15 protein-coding genes are annotated in these 18,850 nt (G+C 36.3%); 11 read left to right on the top strand and 4 right to left on the bottom strand.

Annotated elements, in window-relative coordinates; all coding sequences use genetic code 11:
• The first annotated feature begins 12 nt into the window (after window positions 1–12).
• A complete protein-coding gene (pstB, locus tag MKY26_RS07600) occupies window positions 13–831 on the top strand; it encodes a phosphate ABC transporter ATP-binding protein PstB (RefSeq protein WP_095373024.1) in 819 nt (272 codons plus the stop codon).
• A 380-nt stretch (window positions 832–1,211) separates the two neighbouring features.
• Here the strand turns inward: pstB and MKY26_RS07595 are convergent, their stop codons facing one another.
• The gene (locus MKY26_RS07595) at window positions 1,212–3,257 is read right to left on the bottom strand and encodes a molybdopterin-containing oxidoreductase family protein (protein ID WP_341094698.1); all 2,046 of its coding nucleotides are present in this window, start codon (window positions 3,255–3,257) and stop codon (window positions 1,212–1,214) included.
• A gap of 472 nt (window positions 3,258–3,729) precedes the next feature.
• On the opposite strand from MKY26_RS07595, the gene ileS reads away from it, so the two are divergent.
• From ileS to fsa, 5 genes are all read left to right on the top strand, one after another.
• Window positions 3,730–6,792, top strand: a complete 3,063-nt coding sequence (ileS, locus tag MKY26_RS07590) for an isoleucine--tRNA ligase (protein WP_341094694.1) — start codon at window positions 3,730–3,732, stop codon at window positions 6,790–6,792.
• Window positions 6,793–7,338: 546 nt separating this feature from the next.
• Window positions 7,339–8,541: an MFS transporter gene (locus tag MKY26_RS07585; RefSeq protein ID WP_095373026.1), complete on the top strand. Its 1,203-nt coding sequence runs from the start codon at window positions 7,339–7,341 to the stop codon at window positions 8,539–8,541.
• Between the two features lie 118 nt (window positions 8,542–8,659).
• Window positions 8,660–9,859: an NAD(P)/FAD-dependent oxidoreductase gene (locus MKY26_RS07580; RefSeq protein WP_341094670.1), complete on the top strand. Its 1,200-nt coding sequence runs from the start codon at window positions 8,660–8,662 to the stop codon at window positions 9,857–9,859.
• 150 nt (window positions 9,860–10,009) lie between these two features.
• Entirely contained in the window at window positions 10,010–11,425 is a 1,416-nt protein-coding gene (gndA, locus tag MKY26_RS07575; RefSeq protein WP_095373028.1) for an NADP-dependent phosphogluconate dehydrogenase, read from the top strand.
• Window positions 11,426–11,500: 75 nt separating this feature from the next.
• Window positions 11,501–12,160 carry a fructose-6-phosphate aldolase gene (fsa, locus tag MKY26_RS07570; RefSeq protein WP_095373029.1) on the top strand — a complete coding sequence of 220 codons (660 nt, stop codon included), beginning with the start codon at window positions 11,501–11,503 and terminating at the stop codon, window positions 12,158–12,160.
• A gap of 307 nt (window positions 12,161–12,467) precedes the next feature.
• On the opposite strand, the gene MKY26_RS07565 is transcribed toward fsa, so the two are convergent.
• Complete coding sequence (locus MKY26_RS07565) at window positions 12,468–12,713, bottom strand: methionine aminopeptidase (protein WP_095373030.1); 246 nt, start codon at window positions 12,711–12,713, stop codon at window positions 12,468–12,470.
• Between the two features lie 299 nt (window positions 12,714–13,012).
• Here MKY26_RS07565 and MKY26_RS07560 point away from each other — a divergent pair, with 299 nt between their 5' ends.
• Window positions 13,013–13,771: a TerC family protein gene (locus MKY26_RS07560; protein ID WP_095373031.1), complete on the top strand. Its 759-nt coding sequence runs from the start codon at window positions 13,013–13,015 to the stop codon at window positions 13,769–13,771.
• A gap of 47 nt (window positions 13,772–13,818) precedes the next feature.
• Here MKY26_RS07560 and MKY26_RS07555 read toward each other — a convergent pair whose 3' ends face one another.
• Window positions 13,819–14,790 carry an ABC transporter substrate-binding protein gene (locus MKY26_RS07555; RefSeq protein ID WP_370873272.1) on the bottom strand — a complete coding sequence of 324 codons (972 nt, stop codon included), beginning with the start codon at window positions 14,788–14,790 and terminating at the stop codon, window positions 13,819–13,821.
• Window positions 14,791–14,899: 109 nt separating this feature from the next.
• On the opposite strand from MKY26_RS07555, the gene MKY26_RS07550 reads away from it, so the two are divergent.
• The 4 genes from MKY26_RS07550 to MKY26_RS07535 all read left to right on the top strand — a co-directional run bounded on the left by MKY26_RS07550 (window position 14,900) and on the right by MKY26_RS07535 (window position 18,501).
• The gene (locus MKY26_RS07550) at window positions 14,900–15,922 is read left to right on the top strand and encodes a FecCD family ABC transporter permease (protein ID WP_445293124.1); all 1,023 of its coding nucleotides are present in this window, start codon (window positions 14,900–14,902) and stop codon (window positions 15,920–15,922) included.
• Window positions 15,923–15,924: 2 nt separating this feature from the next.
• Complete coding sequence (locus MKY26_RS07545) at window positions 15,925–16,941, top strand: FecCD family ABC transporter permease (RefSeq protein WP_445293139.1); 1,017 nt, start codon at window positions 15,925–15,927, stop codon at window positions 16,939–16,941.
• 43 nt (window positions 16,942–16,984) lie between these two features.
• Window positions 16,985–17,245 carry a hypothetical protein gene (locus tag MKY26_RS07540; protein ID WP_289433941.1) on the top strand — a complete coding sequence of 87 codons (261 nt, stop codon included), beginning with the start codon at window positions 16,985–16,987 and terminating at the stop codon, window positions 17,243–17,245.
• A gap of 161 nt (window positions 17,246–17,406) precedes the next feature.
• Window positions 17,407–18,501 carry a metallophosphoesterase gene (locus MKY26_RS07535; protein WP_340975249.1) on the top strand — a complete coding sequence of 365 codons (1,095 nt, stop codon included), beginning with the start codon at window positions 17,407–17,409 and terminating at the stop codon, window positions 18,499–18,501.
• Between the two features lie 73 nt (window positions 18,502–18,574).
• Here MKY26_RS07535 and MKY26_RS07530 read toward each other — a convergent pair whose 3' ends face one another.
• Window positions 18,575–18,793 (bottom strand): methionine aminopeptidase, encoded by a 219-nt coding sequence (locus MKY26_RS07530; RefSeq protein WP_095373037.1) that lies wholly within the window; start codon window positions 18,791–18,793, stop codon window positions 18,575–18,577.
• Window positions 18,794–18,850: the final 57 nt, after the last annotated feature.

The raw sequence follows: 18,850 nt of genomic DNA, 5'->3' as shown, positions 1-18,850 counted from the left end.
AGTGTTCTATTCATGAATACAACACTAGAACGTAAAGAAGTAAAAGAGTCTGCAAATGTTGAAAATCAAAATGATCAGCGTTCAGTGAAAATTAGTGTAAGAGACTTAGATTTATTCTACGGTGATAACCAAGCGCTTTATCAAGTGTCATTAGATATTCGTGAAAAAGAGGTAACAGCATTAATTGGTCCTTCTGGATGTGGAAAATCGACTTTTTTAAGAACATTGAATCGTATGAATGATTTAATTGATAGTGTGAGAATTAATGGAGATATCCACATTAATGGCAATAATATATATCAATCAAAAGACGTTATTGAACTTAGAACAAAAGTCGGTATGGTTTTCCAGAAGCCAAATCTATTTCCAATGAGCATCTATGATAATGTAGCCTATGGGCCTAGAATGCAAGGGATTAAAAATAAAAAAGAATTGAATAAAATTGTTGAAGAAAGTTTACGTGGAGCGGCGATTTGGGACGAAGTAAAGGATCGTTTGAAATCTTCGGCACTTGGTTTATCAGGTGGTCAACAACAACGTGTTTGTATTGCCAGAGCAATTGCCATGAAACCAGACGTCATATTAATGGATGAGCCAACTTCAGCACTTGACCCCATTTCAACACTTAAAGTGGAAGAACTTATTGCTCATTTGAAGAAAGATTATACGATCGTCATCGTTACTCATAATATGCAACAAGCTGCTCGTGTATCCGATAAGACAGCGTTCTTCCTTAACGGAGAAGTCATTGAATTTGAACAAACCGATCAAATCTTCTCCATGCCAAAAGATAGCCGTACAGAAGATTATGTGACTGGCAGATTCGGCTAAAAAAAATAAACGTTAGGTGCCGAACAAATTTCCATTATTAAATAGGGATTTGTTCGGCTCTTTTCTTTGGGAAAATGTATGATTGGAAGAAGTAAATGCATAGCTACCAAACTAATGAGATGTGAGATTAGCGCAAAAGGGGAGAAACAGGCAACAGGTGAGCAATTTCGGACATGGGCGATGTAAATAGCTAAACATAAATAACAATAGGTCACCTTCCAATTTAGTTGATGCAAAACGGAAACTAATCTAAAGAAGTAAACCTAATCATTGGTCTTCTTCCCTTAAGAACCATAAAAAGACTAGAACAAACGTTCAATGATAACAGTTTGTCCTAGCCATTCTGTAATTTTTGACATTTGTCCAATTTCTCAAAAGGATTAATTACTAATGACTTTCTCAATATACACTCTGCCAGAAAAGAAAGTCGCCCCGCCTCCCATATCAGCGACTCTATCAGGTGTGAGGGTATTAACGAGTTGTTTCTTACCTGGCTCATCAGCCCAAAGACCTTGACTAACAACAACCCCAGGAAGTACGTTTTCTCCGACAGCAGCGGTTAACTCACATTCTCCCCGATCATTAAAGATTTTTACTAGATCTCCATCTTCAATTTGATAAGCTTGTGCGTCCTTGTTATGCAAGTGGAGTTTTGGTTGTTTTTCTAATTTAATATGCTTGTCATTATTTGAAAAAGTACTATTTAAAAAATTATGGTTTGGTGCTGGAACGAATAAAAATGGCGCATCGCCTTCTTCTACAATTGGATTGTAGGTCGGCAGTGGATTTAAACCGTCCTTCTCCATTAATTCAGAATAAAGTTCGATTTTTCCACTTGGTGTCTTAAGTTTGCCAGGAAGTAATGGACGTACGTCTGCTTTCATAAAGCGATTTTCTTTTAGACGCTCAAAATTAATTTCCTTCATATATTCATTCTTTGTATTCTCTAAAGCGGATGTGATTAAATCTTCTTCGGAATCCTTAAATAAATCTTCAGTATATCCCATATAATGTGCTAGCTGTTGAAAAACATGATGATTGGACCGTGACTCACCATACGGTTCTATTACAGGTTCATGCAAATGAATATAATGGTGCCAATAAGAAGTGTAAAAATCTGTATTCTCATATGATGATGTAGACGGCAAGATGATATCAGCAAATTGAGCTGTTTCCGTTAAGAATAAATCATGAACAACTAAAAATAAATCTTCTCTTTCAAGCCCTTTTTTCACTAGATTACTATTTGGTGCAATAACAGCCGGATTACTACCATAAACGTACATGGAGCGGATAGGTTTATCTTTTTGTACTAAAGCTTCGCCTATGAGATTCATATTAATCGATCTTGTCTGTTTATTTGCTAATAAATCGGGACGCTGCATAGCCGCGGTATTGAAAGCTAAAAAACCAGAGTTTGATTTTAGTGCGCCACCACCTTTATGCAGCCATTGGCCTGTTAGAGCAGGAAGGCAAGATATGGCACGTACATTCATCCCACCATTATCATGATGTTGCAAGCCATTGCCAATCCGGATAAATGAAGGGGTACTCTGACCATATTCTCTTGCTAATTGATAAAGATCATCTACAGATACCCCTGTAATAGACGAGACTACTTCTGGCGTATATTTTTTTACATGTGTTCGTAATTGCTCATGTCCAATGGTATATGTTTCAAGAAATTTCTCATCTACCATATGCTCAGCGAACAAGATATGCATCATCCCAAGTGCAAGCGCACTATCCGTACCTGGTTTAATGGGAATAAACCAATCAGCCATTTTGCCTGTTTGATTTTTATGGACATCAATCACGATGATTTTTGCTCCATGTTTTTTTGCTTTTCGGGCAAGGATAACTTGATGCATATTTGTACTGACAGCATTAATTCCCCAAAGGATGATGAGCTTGGCTTCACTTGTTTCTTCCGGATCAGTGCCAAAGCCTCCACCCATTGTGTAACGGTAACCTTCTTTACCTGCTGCTTGACAAACTGTTTGTTCTAGTCTACTGGCACCTAAGCGGGAAAAGAAACGGCGGTCCATTCCTTCGGCAGCCACTCTACCCATATTACCGTAAAAGCTATAGGGAAGAATGCTTTCGGGACCTTGTGTTTTAATTAAATCTTTCCATTTATCTGTAATTATTTGTAGTGCGTCATCCCAACTGATCTCCTCAAATTGAAGACTACCTTTTGGACCAGTTCGTTTGAGAGGGTGAGTTGATCTCTTCGGGCCATATAGCCGTTCAGCCATATTTCTTACTTTATTGCAAATATTCCCTTGCGTTACAGGATGGTTAGGATCGCCTTCCACTTTAATGATTTTCCCCTCTTTTTTATGTATGAGTAAACCACATTGGTCCGGACAATCAAGTGAACAAACGGACGTGAAAATGCCCTCTTTCTCGGTGTGAATCGTCATTTTGTTATCTCCTTTATTCTAGGCAAGCTTTATTGTCTATTTAACATGTTTTTATTAATAATTATTATAATAGGTTACTTCTCTTCATCCTGCAATGATAAAATATTTATTTCTATTGACAATTCATAATTATTAACATATGATACTTTCATATTAATTAAATTCTATTCAATTCGTTGACGAGAAAGAGTAGTTGTGCACATCTTATCCAAAGAGAGTTAGCCATTTGCTGAGAGGCTGACGTTAAGACCACAATGAAAATCCTCTCTGAGAAGCAAAGCTGAAGTGAAACTAAGCTTTGACGGCATCCAACCGATAACCTGGACGCGTATGATGGTACGTAGTGAGAGCAAATACAAACCACTACAGTTGGTTTTTTTTGTTTTTTAGAGGGGATATTTTAACTCGATTCTACGTATAGGAATCGAGTTTTTTTTCGTATATGAATGGATATCGAAAGGGGTCTTTACAAATGAAAGAACGAGATGTGGAAAAGGAGAGGAAGATTTCTGATTATTGGAAAGAAACACGGATATTTCAAAAGTCCATACAGCAAAGGCAAGAGGCGCCATCCTTTGTTTTTTATGAAGGCCCGCCAACAGCAAATGGTATGCCACATGCTGGTCATGCACTTGGTCGAACGATAAAAGATTTTGTTGCCCGTTATAAAACAATGACGGGACATCGAGTTTTAAGAAAAGCAGGGTGGGACACACATGGGCTCCCTGTAGAACTTGAAGTACAAAAGAAATTACAATTGCATAGCAAAGAGGATATTGAAGCATTTGGTGTAGAAGCATTTATCGCAGAGTGTAAGAAAAGTGTATTCACATATGAAAAAGAATGGCGACAGTTTACTGAGCTATTGGGCTATTGGGTGGATATGGATAACCCCTATATAACTCTCGATAATGAGTATATTGAATCAGTTTGGCATATATTGTCAGTAATTCATCAAGGTGGGCGTTTATATAAAGGGCATCGAGTTGTCCCGTATTGTCCTCATTGTGAAACGTCCCTAAGCTCGCATGAAGTCGCACAAGGATATAAAGATGTGCATGACCTTTCAGCAACAGTTAAATTTAAAGTGGCTGAAAATGAATACTTACTTTGTTGGACAACAACCCCTTGGACGTTACCAGGAAATGTAGCTGTAGCGGTAAACCCTAAGCTACGTTATGTGAAAGTCGAGCAAAATAATGAACGATTGATTGTTGCAGAAAGCTTGGTTTCAACTGTACTTAAAGAAGGTTACAAAGTTATCGAGTTTGTACGAGGTGAAGAATTAATAGGTATAAAGTATGTAGCACCATTTTCATTTGTTCCGCTCAACAAGGGGCATATTGTAATTGCTGCGGATTTCGTAAAGGATGATTCAGGAACTGGGTTAGTCCATATTGCCCCTGCACATGGTGAAGATGATTACCAAGCTGTAAAAGAAAATGGATTAGATTTTCTTCAAGTCGTGAATGAGAAAGGGAGGTATGTTCAACAAGTTGCCCCGCTAGCAAATAAGAGAGTGAAAGAAAGTGATGTAACAATCATTCAAATGTTAGCACAGCAAAATCTACTTTATAGCAAGAGGAAGTATGAGCACAGTTATCCGTATTGCTGGAGGTGTGACAATCCACTGATTTATTATGCGATGGAAGGATGGTTCATTCGAACAACTGATGTTAAAGAAAAAATGATAGACAATAATCAAATGGTTGAGTGGTACCCAACGCATATGAAGAATGGTCGATTCGGTCACTTTCTTGACCAACTTGTTGATTGGAATATTGGAAGAAATCGTTTTTGGGGAACGCCGTTAAATGTATGGACTTGTCAAACATGCGGATTAGAAAGTGCCCCAGGGTCCATTGCACAATTAAAAGAAAGAGCGATTGAAAAAGTAGATGATCGCATCGATCTGCACAAACCTTATGTTGACCGTATTCATTTGAGATGTTCTTGTGGTGGTGAAATGAAGCGAGAGAAAGAGGTCATTGATGTATGGTTTGATAGTGGTTCAATGCCATATGCCCAATATCATTATCCTTTCGAACAGACCACGCCATTTAAAGAACAATTTCCCGCAGATATTGTAATAGAAGGAGTAGATCAAACGAGAGGATGGTTCTACAGTTTACTGGCCGTAGCCACCCTATACAAAGGTGTTGCACCGTATAAAAATGTCTTATCTCTTGGCCATATATTAGATGAACAAGGACAAAAAATGTCTAAGAGCAAAGGGAATGCTCTAAATCCTACATCGTTGATTGAAGAGTTTGGCGCAGATGCATTAAGATGGGCTCTTCTTAGTGATAGTGCCCCTTGGAATAATAAGCGATTTTCTAAAAAAACCGTTCAACAAGCAAAATCAAAAATAGTAGATACGTTGAGGAATGTTTTTTCCTTCTATGATATGTATGCAAAGATAGATGGCTTTGACTTCAGGCAACATCGAGTCAAGGAATTTGCACTCATTGACCAATGGATACTTTCAAGATTGCATCATACGATTGCGGAGGTAAGAGAAGGGTTAGAGCGTTATGACTTTTTTAAAAGTGCTAAATTACTGGCAGAATTTTTGGATGATGTGAGTAATTGGTATGTAAGACGATCACGGCAAAGATTCTGGAAGGAAGGGTTAGATCACGACAAAAGGGCAGCGTATACAACTCTTTACGAAGTGCTTCAGCAATCAACACGATTATTTGCACCCTTTACGCCGTTCGTCACCGATGAGATTCACTTACAATTAGTCGGCAGTAGTGTTCATCTAACTGACTACCCTAAGCAAGAGAAAATGAAGACTAACATCCAATTAGAATCGGAAATGAAAGCTATTCGACAAATTGTTGAACTCACTAGATCGATCAGGATGTCAGCTAATATCAAAACAAAGCAGCCACTTCAAACATTAATCGTAAGTGCTGTTAATGGAAAGGTTAATTTGTCACCCTATGAACAGATTATAAAAGATGAAACAAATGTAAAAGACATTGTTTATGAAAAATATGTAAATAAATTCATGATGATTGAGTTAAAAGTTAATTACGCAATTGCCGGCAAAAAATTCGGTAAAAGAGTAAAAATGATTGAGCAAGTAATAAAAGGATTAACGGTCCATGAAAAAGATAGGTTACTGATGGATGGAATATTAAACATAGAGAAAAATGGAGAAATGCTCTTTTTAGAAAATGAGGATGTGTTAGTAGAGAAAAAAGCAAAACACCCATATAGATTTGCGGAAGGAAAAGATTGTACGGTCCTACTGGATATCGGATTAACAGAAGAGCTTTTGCAGGAAGGGTTAGTGAGGGAAGTAATTAGAGAAGTGCAAAACACTCGAAAAAAGCAAGGGTTAGCGGTTGAACTACGTATTCATCTAACAATGTTTGGCAATGAAAGGGTTTTAAGTGCGTTAGAGAAGTTTTCGGCGCTTGTACAAGAATCATTACTTGTCCAGACCATTACATTAGCAGAAGTTGAAGAAATGACAAATCTTGATGTTGATGGAGAAACAATCAAATTCAAAATAGACCATTAAACAATGAAAAATCACAGCCAATGGCGGATGGCTGTGATTTTTACTGGGGGATATGTTGTTTAACCATTCATCTTTACGTATCCATTTCCCTACAAAAAGTGTAATGGTAACCTTTTAGTATAGGCTTTGATTATTAAGCTATTAAAGTTTCGTCTGATGAGAATGCGACTGAATTTGAATAGTGGATGAATGATATTTCAACAATAAATAATTGATGTAGGCTTGTAGGTTAAATTCATTATTCTTAACAAAATACGAAAAGTTAGTTCTTTTCAAGCTTAATCACAACCTTTATATATGTACTAAATAAAATGATCACCATTGAATATACCGGCCCCACCTTCGCCAAGTACGTTGATAGCCACACTTGCTATCCGCCTAATACTTAGTATATATGAAAACGCTTACATAAACAATAAAAAATTTTCACTTTATTTCGACAAAAAAATAAGTAAAATGATTATACTTTATTGGAGGATTTTAAGCTATAATTGCTTAGATAGTCGAAATATAATATATTCATTTTTTTGAGGAAGAAGGTTGAACATGCACACGTTAGGAGGCAAGCTTTGGACCAGACAGTATATCATGGCCCTTATGCTTACTTTTTTATTTTTTTTAAGTTTACAATCCTTGTTAGGGGGATTTCCAATCTATGTTACTGCATTAAGTGATAACCCGACGTATGGAGGGTTAATGACTACAGCATTTATGATTGCTGCTGTTATATCTAGACTTTTCTTAGGATTTTGCTTACGGTATTTGAATCAAAAAGCGTTATTAATTCTATCTTTAATAGGTATGTTGGTGTTTATTTTTGTGACAACATTCACAAACTCTATCGTTCTATTCACTATCCTTCGCATACTACAAGGAATTGCTTTCGGTTTTATTACTACTTTATTAGCAACTATAACCACAAATTTAATTCCTGACCACCGTTTAGGTGAAGGAATCGGTTATTTTGGGTTAGCTACTAGTGTAGGTACAACAAGCGGACCTTTTTTAGCTATTTCAATGATTAATGTCTATTCATTTGAATCCGTTTTGTACTTTTCTCTTATTCTTATTATAGTGATTACAATTGGTAGTCTGGCGCTTAAAACTTCTCAAAACATAAATCAGCAGACAGTTAGTAAATTGTCAATAGTTGAATCCGCTTTTGATTCACGCGCTTTTTTACCATGTTTTTTAGTATTATTATTTTATTTTACGTTTGCTGGAGTGGTGAATTTTATTGAAGGCTTAGGAAGTTCTATTGGGGTTGGGGAACAAACCTCTTTATTCTTTCTCATCTTAGTGGCGATGCTCATTATCATTCGCCCATTTTCAGGGAAGATTTTCGATCGCTTTGGACATGCTTATTTAATATATAGCGCAACAATTGCAGCATTTATCGGGTTGTTACTGATTGCATTTGCAAAAGGTGTTTCAACATTATTTATTGCCGCTGTTTTTTATGGCATTGCATATGGTGTCATGCAACCGACATTCCAAGCTTGGGCTGTTAGACTCGTACCAAAAGAAAAAAGAGCGACGGCTAATGCCATGAGCTTAAGTTTTATGGATATGGGTTTAGCAATGGGCGCATTACTGCTTGGTATTGCTGCAAACGAAAAGGGATACGGTTTTATGTACATCCTATCTTCTTTACTCGCCGTCGTTATCTTTCTGCTCTATTTTGTTGCTCATATAAGAAGAAAAACCAAATTAACGCTATTGCCATCTCATAATAGAAAAGCTTCGTAAATGAGTAATGACATGGCCATTCTTTGTCATTACTTTCTTTCTTATCATGTTTCTTATACATATTTTATGGGGAAAGTAATGTCATGACCTTCTATAGGTTGATGAAAGGATAATGACAATGAATTTAAAAACTGGCAAATTATATTGGCCCATTACTATGAACAACGTGAAAAAGTATGGCAGCTTGCAAGAGAATAAGAAATGTGACGTGTGTATCATTGGCAGTGGTTCGAGTGGGGCTTTTCTTGCTTACCAATTAGCGAAAGAAAACATCCGAACAATCGTCATTGATAAACGAAAAATCGGTATGGGTAGTTCCTCGGCAAATACTGGATTACTACAATTTAGTAATGATAAATCATTTACATCTTATATTAACTCTTTTGGCATAAGGAAAGCGAAAATGCATTTACAGAACTGCTTTCGATCAATATCTAATTATGAAAACACCATTTTGCCTACTTTAGAAGATAATCCCGATTTTTTAAAAAGAAAAAGCTTATATTTTGCTTCTAAAAGTGAAGATATAACAATGCTGAAAAAAGAGTTTGCCAATTTACAAGCACATCAGTTTCCTGTGCGCTTTTTGTCAAGGAGAGATATGAGAGATAGTTGGTCCTTTGAAAAAGAAGGTGCCATTGTTACTGAAGGAGACGCTGAGATTAATATATTTAAAAATGTTCACTATTTACTAAGTGCGGCTAGTAAAAAAGGGGTGGACGTTTTTGAAGAAAGTGAAATTGTAGGTCAAAAATGGGGGAAAAATACGGTCGAATTATATACTGATAATAAAAACGTAATTGAAACGAAATATGTAATTTATGCTACAGGGTATGAAGCGCAGAGTGATATAGCTGAAAAGAACGGAATGATTGTAAGCTCATACGCTTTAGCTACTAACCCAGTTGATTATCAATGGCCAGAAGATATGTTAATTTGGGAAACTGCCAGACCATATTTATATTTGCGCCGTACATTAGATAAAAGAATCATTATTGGAGGTCTTGATGAGAAAACTTCAGACTCTAAAAAAAGAGATGGGATGTTAGTCCAGAAAAGGGATCAATTATTAAAACAATTATTTTTGTTATTCCCCACGTTAGAGGGTAAATTAGAAACTGTCTATTACTGGACAGGCTTTTTTGGAGAGACTCATAATGGCTTACCTATGATCAAACGACATCCGAATTACTCAAACGCCTATTATCTTCTCACATATGGCGGCAATGGCACGGTATATAGTATGATTCTATCGGATTTAATGAAGAAATTCATTGTCAATGGAGACTCAAACGGTATGGAACTATACTATCATTAGAGTGATATAGTGAGAAAGTTCACACAGTTTGTTCAATAATAGGATTGATTGTAATCACCCTTATCGTTTTGTATAATCACAGATGAGGGTTATTCTATTCTTGACTAAAGTATCAGTCAAGAAAAAATGAAAGACGAAAGGACCAATTAAATGAGTAAACAACAAATAGGTGTTATTGGATTAGCAGTAATGGGGAAAAACCTTGCTTTGAATATAGAAAGTCGTGGCTTCTCAGTAGCTGTTTTTAACCGTTCTTATGAAAAAACAGAAGCATTCTTACAAAATGAAGCAAAGGGCAAGAACTTTACTGGTGCTAAAACTATTGAAGATTTTGTTCAATCACTCGAAACACCAAGAAAAATCTTGTTAATGGTTAAAGCGGGTGCAGCGACAGATGCGACAATTGAATCGCTAAAGCCATATCTTGAAAAAGGCGATATCTTAATTGACGGTGGTAATACATATTTTGAAGATACCATCCGCCGTAATCAAGAATTAGCAGAAGAAGGCTACCATTTTATTGGTACAGGCGTTTCTGGTGGTGAAGAAGGAGCTTTAAAAGGACCTTCAATCATGCCAGGTGGTAAGAAGGAAGCATTTGACCTTGTACAACCAATTTTTGAAGCTATTTCTGCTAAAGTAAATGGCGATCCTTGCTGTACATACATTGGTCCAAATGGGGCTGGTCATTATGTGAAAATGGTTCATAATGGGATTGAATATGGTGATATGCAGTTGATTTCTGAAGCTTATTTTATCCTCAAACATGTACTTGGTTTAGAAGCGAATGAACTTCATGAGACATTTGCAGAATGGAACAAGGGTGAGTTAGATAGCTATTTAATTGAAATTACAGCTGATATCTTTACAAAAGTAGATGACGAAACTGGCAAACCACTTGTTGATGTGATTCTCGATAAAGCGGGTCAAAAAGGGACAGGTAAATGGACAAGTCAAAATGCTTTAGATCTTGGGGTACCCCTCCCGATTATTACAGAATCTGTATTTGCAAGGTTCATTTCCGCAATGAAGGAAGAAAGAGTTCATGCTAGCAAGATTCTTGCAGGACCTAAAGAAGACACCTATAGTGGAGACCGTGCGGAATTAATAGAAGCTGTTAGACAAGCATTATATATGAGTAAAATTGTCTCCTATGCACAAGGGTTTGCTCAAATGCGCGCAATGTCTGATGAAAAGAATTGGGATTTAAAATATGGCGATATTGCCATGATTTTCCGCGGAGGTTGTATCATTCGTGCCCAATTCTTACAAAAAATTAAAGATGCTTATGATCGTGAACCAGCATTAGCAAATTTACTATTGGATCCATATTTTAAGGGAATTGTTGAAAGCTACCAGTCTTCATTAAGAAAAGTTCTTTCTATTGCTATTGAACAAGGTATTCCTGTACCTGCATTCTCGAGTGCTATTGCTTATTATGATAGCTATAGAACGGCAACATTACCAGCTAATCTACTGCAAGCACAAAGAGACTATTTTGGAGCACATACGTATCAGCGAGTAGATAAAGAAGGAACGTATCATACTAATTGGATGGAAAAGTAACAAATGAAACTAGAAACGATTACCAGCTTTAGTATGGTATAATGTTAAAGGAAGCTAGAAAGGGAGGTATTTACAATGAAATTTTTCATAGATACAGCAAATTTAGATGAAATTAAACAAGCATACAAGTTAGGTGTCCTTTCAGGCGTGACAACTAACCCTTCACTTGTAGCTAAAGAAGGGATTAAGTTTGAAACAAGAATTGAGGAAATTCTTCAAGCTGTTCCAGAATTAGAATCAGTATCTGCTGAGGTCACTCCTTCCGCAGAAACAGCTGAACAAATGATTGCAGAGGCTGAGGAACTGATTAAGATAAATAATGGTGATAAGAACATTACTATTAAAGTGCCAATGACAATGGCTGGACTCGAAACAACAAGATATTTATCCAAAAAAGGTGTTAAAACAAACGTCACATTAATCTTTACTGTGAACCAAGCATTACTTGCTGCAAGAGCTGGTGCTACTTATGTTTCACCATTCTTAGGCAGACTTGATGATATCTCAGAAGACGGGATTAACCTTGTTGCTAAAATTGCTGAGTTATTCCGTATTCATCAAATAGATGCTCAAATTATTGCTGCATCTGTTAGACATCCGGATCATGTCACAAGAGCTGCATTAGCAGGCGCTCATATTGCGACAATTCCGTATAAAGTAATTGAGCAGTTAACGAAGCATCCATTGACAGATCAAGGGATGGAAAAGTTCGCTGCTGATTGGAAAACAGTATAAGCCTTTTTTAAGCCCTCTCCTTCATTTTTAGGAGAGGGCTTTTTGATTGGTCTATTGTTCTATACTGATATTGAAAATTAATTGATATTGCGTGAGGAGAATGTGTTACCTAGTAATTAGAGCAGAGCTAAAAAGAGTATGTGTGCATACTTCGATAATGAAATGGGAATATATAGCTGAAAAACATCCTTTTCTCTGTCCATTCACGCTTTCCAGTTAAAGGCAATGGCAGTAACTTATACAAAACTCTTTGCCAAATAATTAAAGGCACTCAACATTCGACTTGTGTTGCTCAGTAGAAGTTTCGTTATTCGACTTGTTCATCCTCTGTGTGCTTTTCTCTTTCTTGAATAGTCACCCAATCATTGAAACGACCACTTCCTTCGCATCCTGGACAAAAGAGTGTATCAGAATGTAGGGAGTACATAAGGCTAGGATATAATAAAAAGCCTTGTCCGTAGCATTCTGGGCATCTATTACTTCGTTTCATCTTTTCTAAATGTTTATGTTCTCGTGCATTTTTCCATTGATTAAAAGATTTACCTAGACTCATCGGCTTCACCTCTGCATCGCTTTTTAATGAAGCGATAAATTGTCGTGATGCTAGACAAACTACTGTTAAACTTCATGCTTCAACTATGAAAGGTCTTGAATATACCCGTACATCTTATAGGGTGCAAAAGTTTGTAACCATTTCTGTTAATTATTATATTAAAAAGAATTATTTTTGCTCATACTTTATGAGAGGAAATGAAAAATATTTTGTTAGATTAACGAAACTTTCGGGTAGCGAATCTATTTGATATAATAGAAGAGTATAATAGGTTCAATTCATTTAAAGGAGTCTTGTCAATGGAAGTATTAAATCAGTTGTTATCCACCTATGCATCATTTTTTGATTGGTCAATGTGGAAAGAGGTTCTTACAGATCCTGTTTCTTGGGGTTATATAGGCACACTCATTGTCCTAGAAGGTCTATTATCAGCTGATAATGCATTGGTATTAGCCGTTATGGTTAAGCATTTGCCGAAGGAGCAGCAAAAAAAAGCACTTACTTATGGCTTAATTGGCGCTTATTTTTTCAGATTTTTATTTATCGGTTTAGGTATGTGGCTGATTAAATTTTGGTGGATTAAAGTACTTGGAGCTGCTTATTTAGCTTATTTAGTGATTAAACAATTTTGGTTTAAAACCCCTGAAGAAGATATCGACGGAGTAAAGAAAGACAGTTGGATGATTCGTACTTTTGGTGTTTTTTGGGGAACGGTTATTTCAGTAGAGTTAATGGATTTAGCTTTTTCTGTAGATAGTATATTGGCTGCCTTTGCTGTTTCAGATAAAGTATGGATTTTGTTAATTGGAGGTATGCTTGGTATTTTAATGATGCGTACAGTAGCTAAGTTATTTTTAGTGCTAATTGATAAGATTCCTGAGTTAGAGACAACAGCTTTTATTCTTATTGGAATCATTGCAATTAAAATGTTATTAAGTGTGTTCCATATAGAGATTGGACATATATTATTTTTTAGTATTATCATTGCAGCCTTCGTTATCACATTTTTTGTTCATATTTATCATAATAAACAAGGTGGACATGATCACGTGGCATAAGAAAAAGGCTAAGATTCCAAAAGGAAAACTTAGCCTTTTTGCTTGTCTTATTTATTAAGAATAGTTTCTTCCACATCTTCAATGATTTGTGTATTCGCTATCGTTCCAGTGTATAACCACCCTGTGTCTCTAGAGAATTCATACACATTCTCATTTTTTACTGCCGGAATATTTGCCCATAAAGGGTCAGATAAGACTTCTGCTCCTTCACCATCACTATTAATAAAGAATAGGTGGTCCACATCCATATCTGCTAATTTTTCTAAAGAAATCGCAGACCAGTTCCCAGTAGCATCTGCTGAAATTTCTTCAACGACAGAAGGAACTGCCATACCTAGATCATTATAAATTACATCACCTGCAGAAAGATCCTTGCTTACGACAAATAAACTGTTATTCACTAACCAAATAGCTGCAGCAGATTCACCAGCATGATCTTTTTGTAGCTCTTCTTCAACTTGTGCTGCTTTATCTTCGTACTCTTTAAGAACTTCAGTTGCCTTATCTTCTTTACCGAAGATTTTACCAACTGTTTCAAGTTCTGTACGCCAATCACTATTTTCTTCTTCACCAATCACGTAAGTTGGCGCAATTTTCGCATATTGATCATATTTACCACCTTCAACCATACCTGCTCCATCCATAATTATTAAATCTGGATTTTGACTAGATACCGCTTCTAAAGGTAAATCATGAGCGATCGTAGGTACATCTTTTAAATATTCTTGAAGGTATTCTTGTTTGCCGTTAGCAACTGACCATTGTACAATAGGTGTAATGCCTAAAGCGACAAGATGATCTTCTAAGTATGTAGCAACTACTCGTTCAGGATTAGCAGGAATTGTTACTTCGTTTCCTAATGCATCAGTTAATACACGATCCTCGGTTTGCTCAGCTGCTTGGTTTGAGTCATTGTTACTATTTTCAGCATCCTCATTACCACAACCAAAAAGGGCAAGAGATGTTGTAATTGTAGCAATTAATAATAAGTTTTTTTTCTTGTGAAATGAAAACAAGATGTTAACCTCCTAAATGAACTATGATATAATTAGCCTATGCAAATGATAACAATTATCACTATCGATTACAAGATATTTCTTGCACAACTTGATGAAAGAGAGATACATAATGGCTTTACTTAATGGAACAAACACGAGTAGAAATCGTTTTTTTGCGATTATGATCGTCACATTTGGTACAATCATCCTTTGTTTATCGATGGCTGCTTCCATTGCTTTTGGTGCAGTGAATATTAATCTTTCAACTGTATGGGAAAGTGTTGTATCATATGACCCGTCTAAAACGACACATCAAATTATTATGAATTTAAGGGTGCCTCGAGTAGTGGCAGCAGCACTAGTTGGATCTGCACTTGCCATTGCCGGAGCAATTATGCAAGGGATGACAAGAAATCCACTAGCTTCACCATCTATAATGGGGGTTACCTCTGGCGCTACATTTGCAATTGCAGTTGCTTTAGCCTTATTTACCACTTTAAGTCCAATTGGAACTATGTTTGCTGCTTTTATCGGTGCAAGCATTGGAGCAGGGCTTGTTTTTGGTGTCGGAATGCTATCACGAAATGGGCTGACTCCTGTTAAACTGGCTCTTGCAGGTTCTGCTATTACGGCTCTTTTAAGTTCTATCTCGTCTGCAATTGCTATTCACTTTAATGTCGCAAAAGATTTAAGCTTTTGGTATGCAGGTGGTGTGGCTGGTATCCAGTGGGAAAGTGTAGTTCCTGCTATTCCTGTTATTATTATAAGTATAATCCTAGCAATTATGATTAGCAGTTCCATTACTGTTTTAAGTATGGGAGAAGATGTAGCTATCGGACTAGGGCAAAAGACAGGTTTGATACGTACAATTGGTTTTATAGTTGTTTTGCTTTTAACTGGAGCAGCAGTTTCTATATCGGGTACGATTGGATTTGTGGGGCTCGTGATCCCACATATGATTAGGTTTTTAGTTGGAACAGATTACCGCTTAATCATTCCTTGCTCAGCAGTATTAGGTGGTCTACTACTTGTGTTAGCGGATATTGGTGCGAGAATGATAAATCCTCCTTTTGAAACACCAGTTGGTGCCATCATGGCATTGATCGGCGTACCTTTCTTTCTTTATTTAGCAAGAAGGGAAGGGGGAAGATAATGATGTATAAATCTAGGAAACAAAAATGGAAAGTGGTTGTATTCTTTCTAACGATATTATTAGCTTTACTCTTCATTGCTAGTTTGAGCTTTGGAGCCAGTTTTATTTCACCCGTTGCTATTTTCAATAGTGTTTTATCTTCTACACCTGGTCAATATGACTTAATTCTTTTCGAATTTCGTTTACCAAGGATTGTTCTAGCCATTTTAATTGGTATTGGTATGGCTGTTTCTGGTGCGATATTACAAAGTGCGACTCAAAACGGTCTAGCAGATCCGGGGATATTAGGTATTAATAGTGGTGCTGGATTTGCTGTAATTTTGTTTATCTTTTTTACACAAGGTATCAGATTTGAATCTGAGTTATTACAACTGTTTATTCTTCCTATATTTGCATTATGTGGGGCGCTGCTTGCAGCATTTTTGATTTATATTTTCTCGTGGAAAAAGTCTTCTGGTGTTACACCTATAAGGTTAATCTTAGTAGGTATAGGTATTAATGCGGCTTTTTCTGCTTTAATTATTATCCTCCAATTAAAAATGGACCCCCGTTCCTTTACACAAGCAACTGTTTGGTTATCGGGTAATATTTCTGGGGTGAGTTGGAGTTATACTTATGCTTTTTTACCATGGTTAATTGTGCTGTTACCCATTGTGTTATTCAAGGCGAGGTATTTAAATGTTCTTACACTAGGAGATGCGATGTCTACTGGCTTAGGTGTCAATGTCAATCGTCAAAGAAAATGGTTATTAATACTTGCTGTTGGACTAGCTGGTTCTTGTGTGGCTGTTGGTGGAGGCATTTCATTCTTAGGTTTAGTGGCTCCTCAACTAGCGAAAAAACTCGTAGGGCCAAGAAATGAAATTTTATTACCTGTTTCAGCGTTAGTCGGTGCGGTGTTACTACTCTTTTCAGATCTTGTTTCACGTACCATTTTAGCACCTTCAGAAATTCCAATTGGCTTAGTCGTTTCTGCAATTGGCGCACCTTATTTTATTTATTTATTAATTAAAAGCTAAATCGACCATACTATCGTTAACAATAGATGAAGGGTATGAAAACATGGCTAAAAAGGAAGAAAATAATAGTAAGGAAATCGACCATCTCAACTCTATGCTTGCAGCTGTAATGAATTATTTAACAGATGAAACAGTCGAGGAGATAGACTTTGATTATCTTCTTGATTCTACTGAAGGACTGAGACAGTGGTGGAATGAGTATGAAGAACGACATAAGAAGGAAATTGCAAAAGAAATTAAACAATCTTTAGAGGGTTTATCTTTAAAAGAATTACAGCAAATCAAAAAACAAATCACACCTTAAAGTCTTCACAGTAAAAGTGGAGGCTTCTTTCTTTTTATATATGTAATAAAGTTATTTAACATTATTTTTGTAATTAAGAAGCAATTAGTTGTTTTCAACAAACGTCTCTGATAATATTTTTTACAGTTCTATACTTTATACATAATGTAAAGGGGAAAAATATGCTTACATTGTTCGTTGGCATCACAATGATACTTATTTATGGCTTAACTTGTTACTATATTGGCTTTAATACATGGCGTTGGTTAAGTAAAACATTTTCTTTTCGATTCAAAAAAACATTTATCGTGGTTGTTTTTCTTCTTGCAATATCATTTTTTGTTGGATTTGCGATTCATCTGCCGGTCATTGAATGGATTGGTGGATATTGGCTTGTCATTGTTGGCTATGGTATTCTCCTATTACCGATTATCAATTTGCTTTATTTTATTTCAAAGAAAAATGCTAAATTTTTCACTTACTCAGGGTGGGCGATGGTTGCGTTTTTTACGTTTGTCTTTGTATATGGTACATATAATGCATGGACTCCGATTGTGAGAGACTATCAAATAACAATCGATCAACCGACAGAAGCAAAAGAAGGGAAGTTAAAGGTTTTATTAGCGGCAGATTTGCATCTGGGTACGATTATAGGAAATAATCATCTTGAAAAGTTGGTGAAAATAGCGAACCAGGAGAAACCTGATATTATTCTTATACCTGGTGATATTATTAATGATGATATTACCCCATATGTAGAACAGGAAATGAATAAAACGATGGCAAAACTAGAAGCCCCACTTGGTGTTTTTGCTTCTCCTGGTAACCATGATTATTATGGTGGTGATAATGAACAGTTGAAAAAGGAATTAAATGAAATCGGTATTCATTATTTAATGGATGAAGCAGAAATTGTAAATGACCAATTTGTAGTAATTGGCAGAGAGGATTTAACGAACCCAAATAGAAAAACCATAGAGGAACTTATTGCTACGAATAAAACAAAAGATTTACCCGTTATTGTATTAGATCATCAGCCTCATGAGATTACAGAAGCACAAGTGGCTGGAGCAGATGTGATATTATCTGGTCATACACACAGGGGGCAGTTATTTCCAGCAAATTTAATTACTGCGAAATTGTTCGAGAATGATTGGGGTTATATGCAAAAAGAGCAATTACATTCTTTTACTACTTCAGGATTCGGATTATGGGGGCCAACACTACGTATAGGATCTCAATCAGAAGTAATGATCATTGAAATAGATTTTCGATAAAAAACCATCTCCAGAGATAATGCTGGAGATGGTTTTCCTATGTTTGTCTATTTAAATAAATTCAGGAGGAATATCATTTAATTTGGTTACTTTCCCATATATCATACTCACCACTGCCATTACAGCTTGCACAGTAGTAGGCATCGTCGTCCATAAACATATATTCTTGACCAGCAAAATATTGAAATCCCTTTCCACGACAATCAGGGCATTTTTCGAGATCTTTCATCTTCTCTACGTGATTAGCATATCTTGTTTCACGCCACTCGTTAAAAGCATTGAGTAATCCCATGAAAGTCCCTCCTTACTTTTTCTACTAGTTTGCATCAAAGTGTGGAGAGATATACCT

Origin of the sequence: Cytobacillus sp. FSL R7-0680 (genome assembly GCF_038009245.1) — a bacterium.
Taxonomy (GTDB): domain Bacteria; phylum Bacillota; class Bacilli; order Bacillales; family Cytobacillaceae; genus Cytobacillus; species Cytobacillus kochii.
The sequence above is the reverse complement of the archived record's forward strand: the minus strand, read 5'-3'. Positions and strand labels throughout refer to the sequence as shown.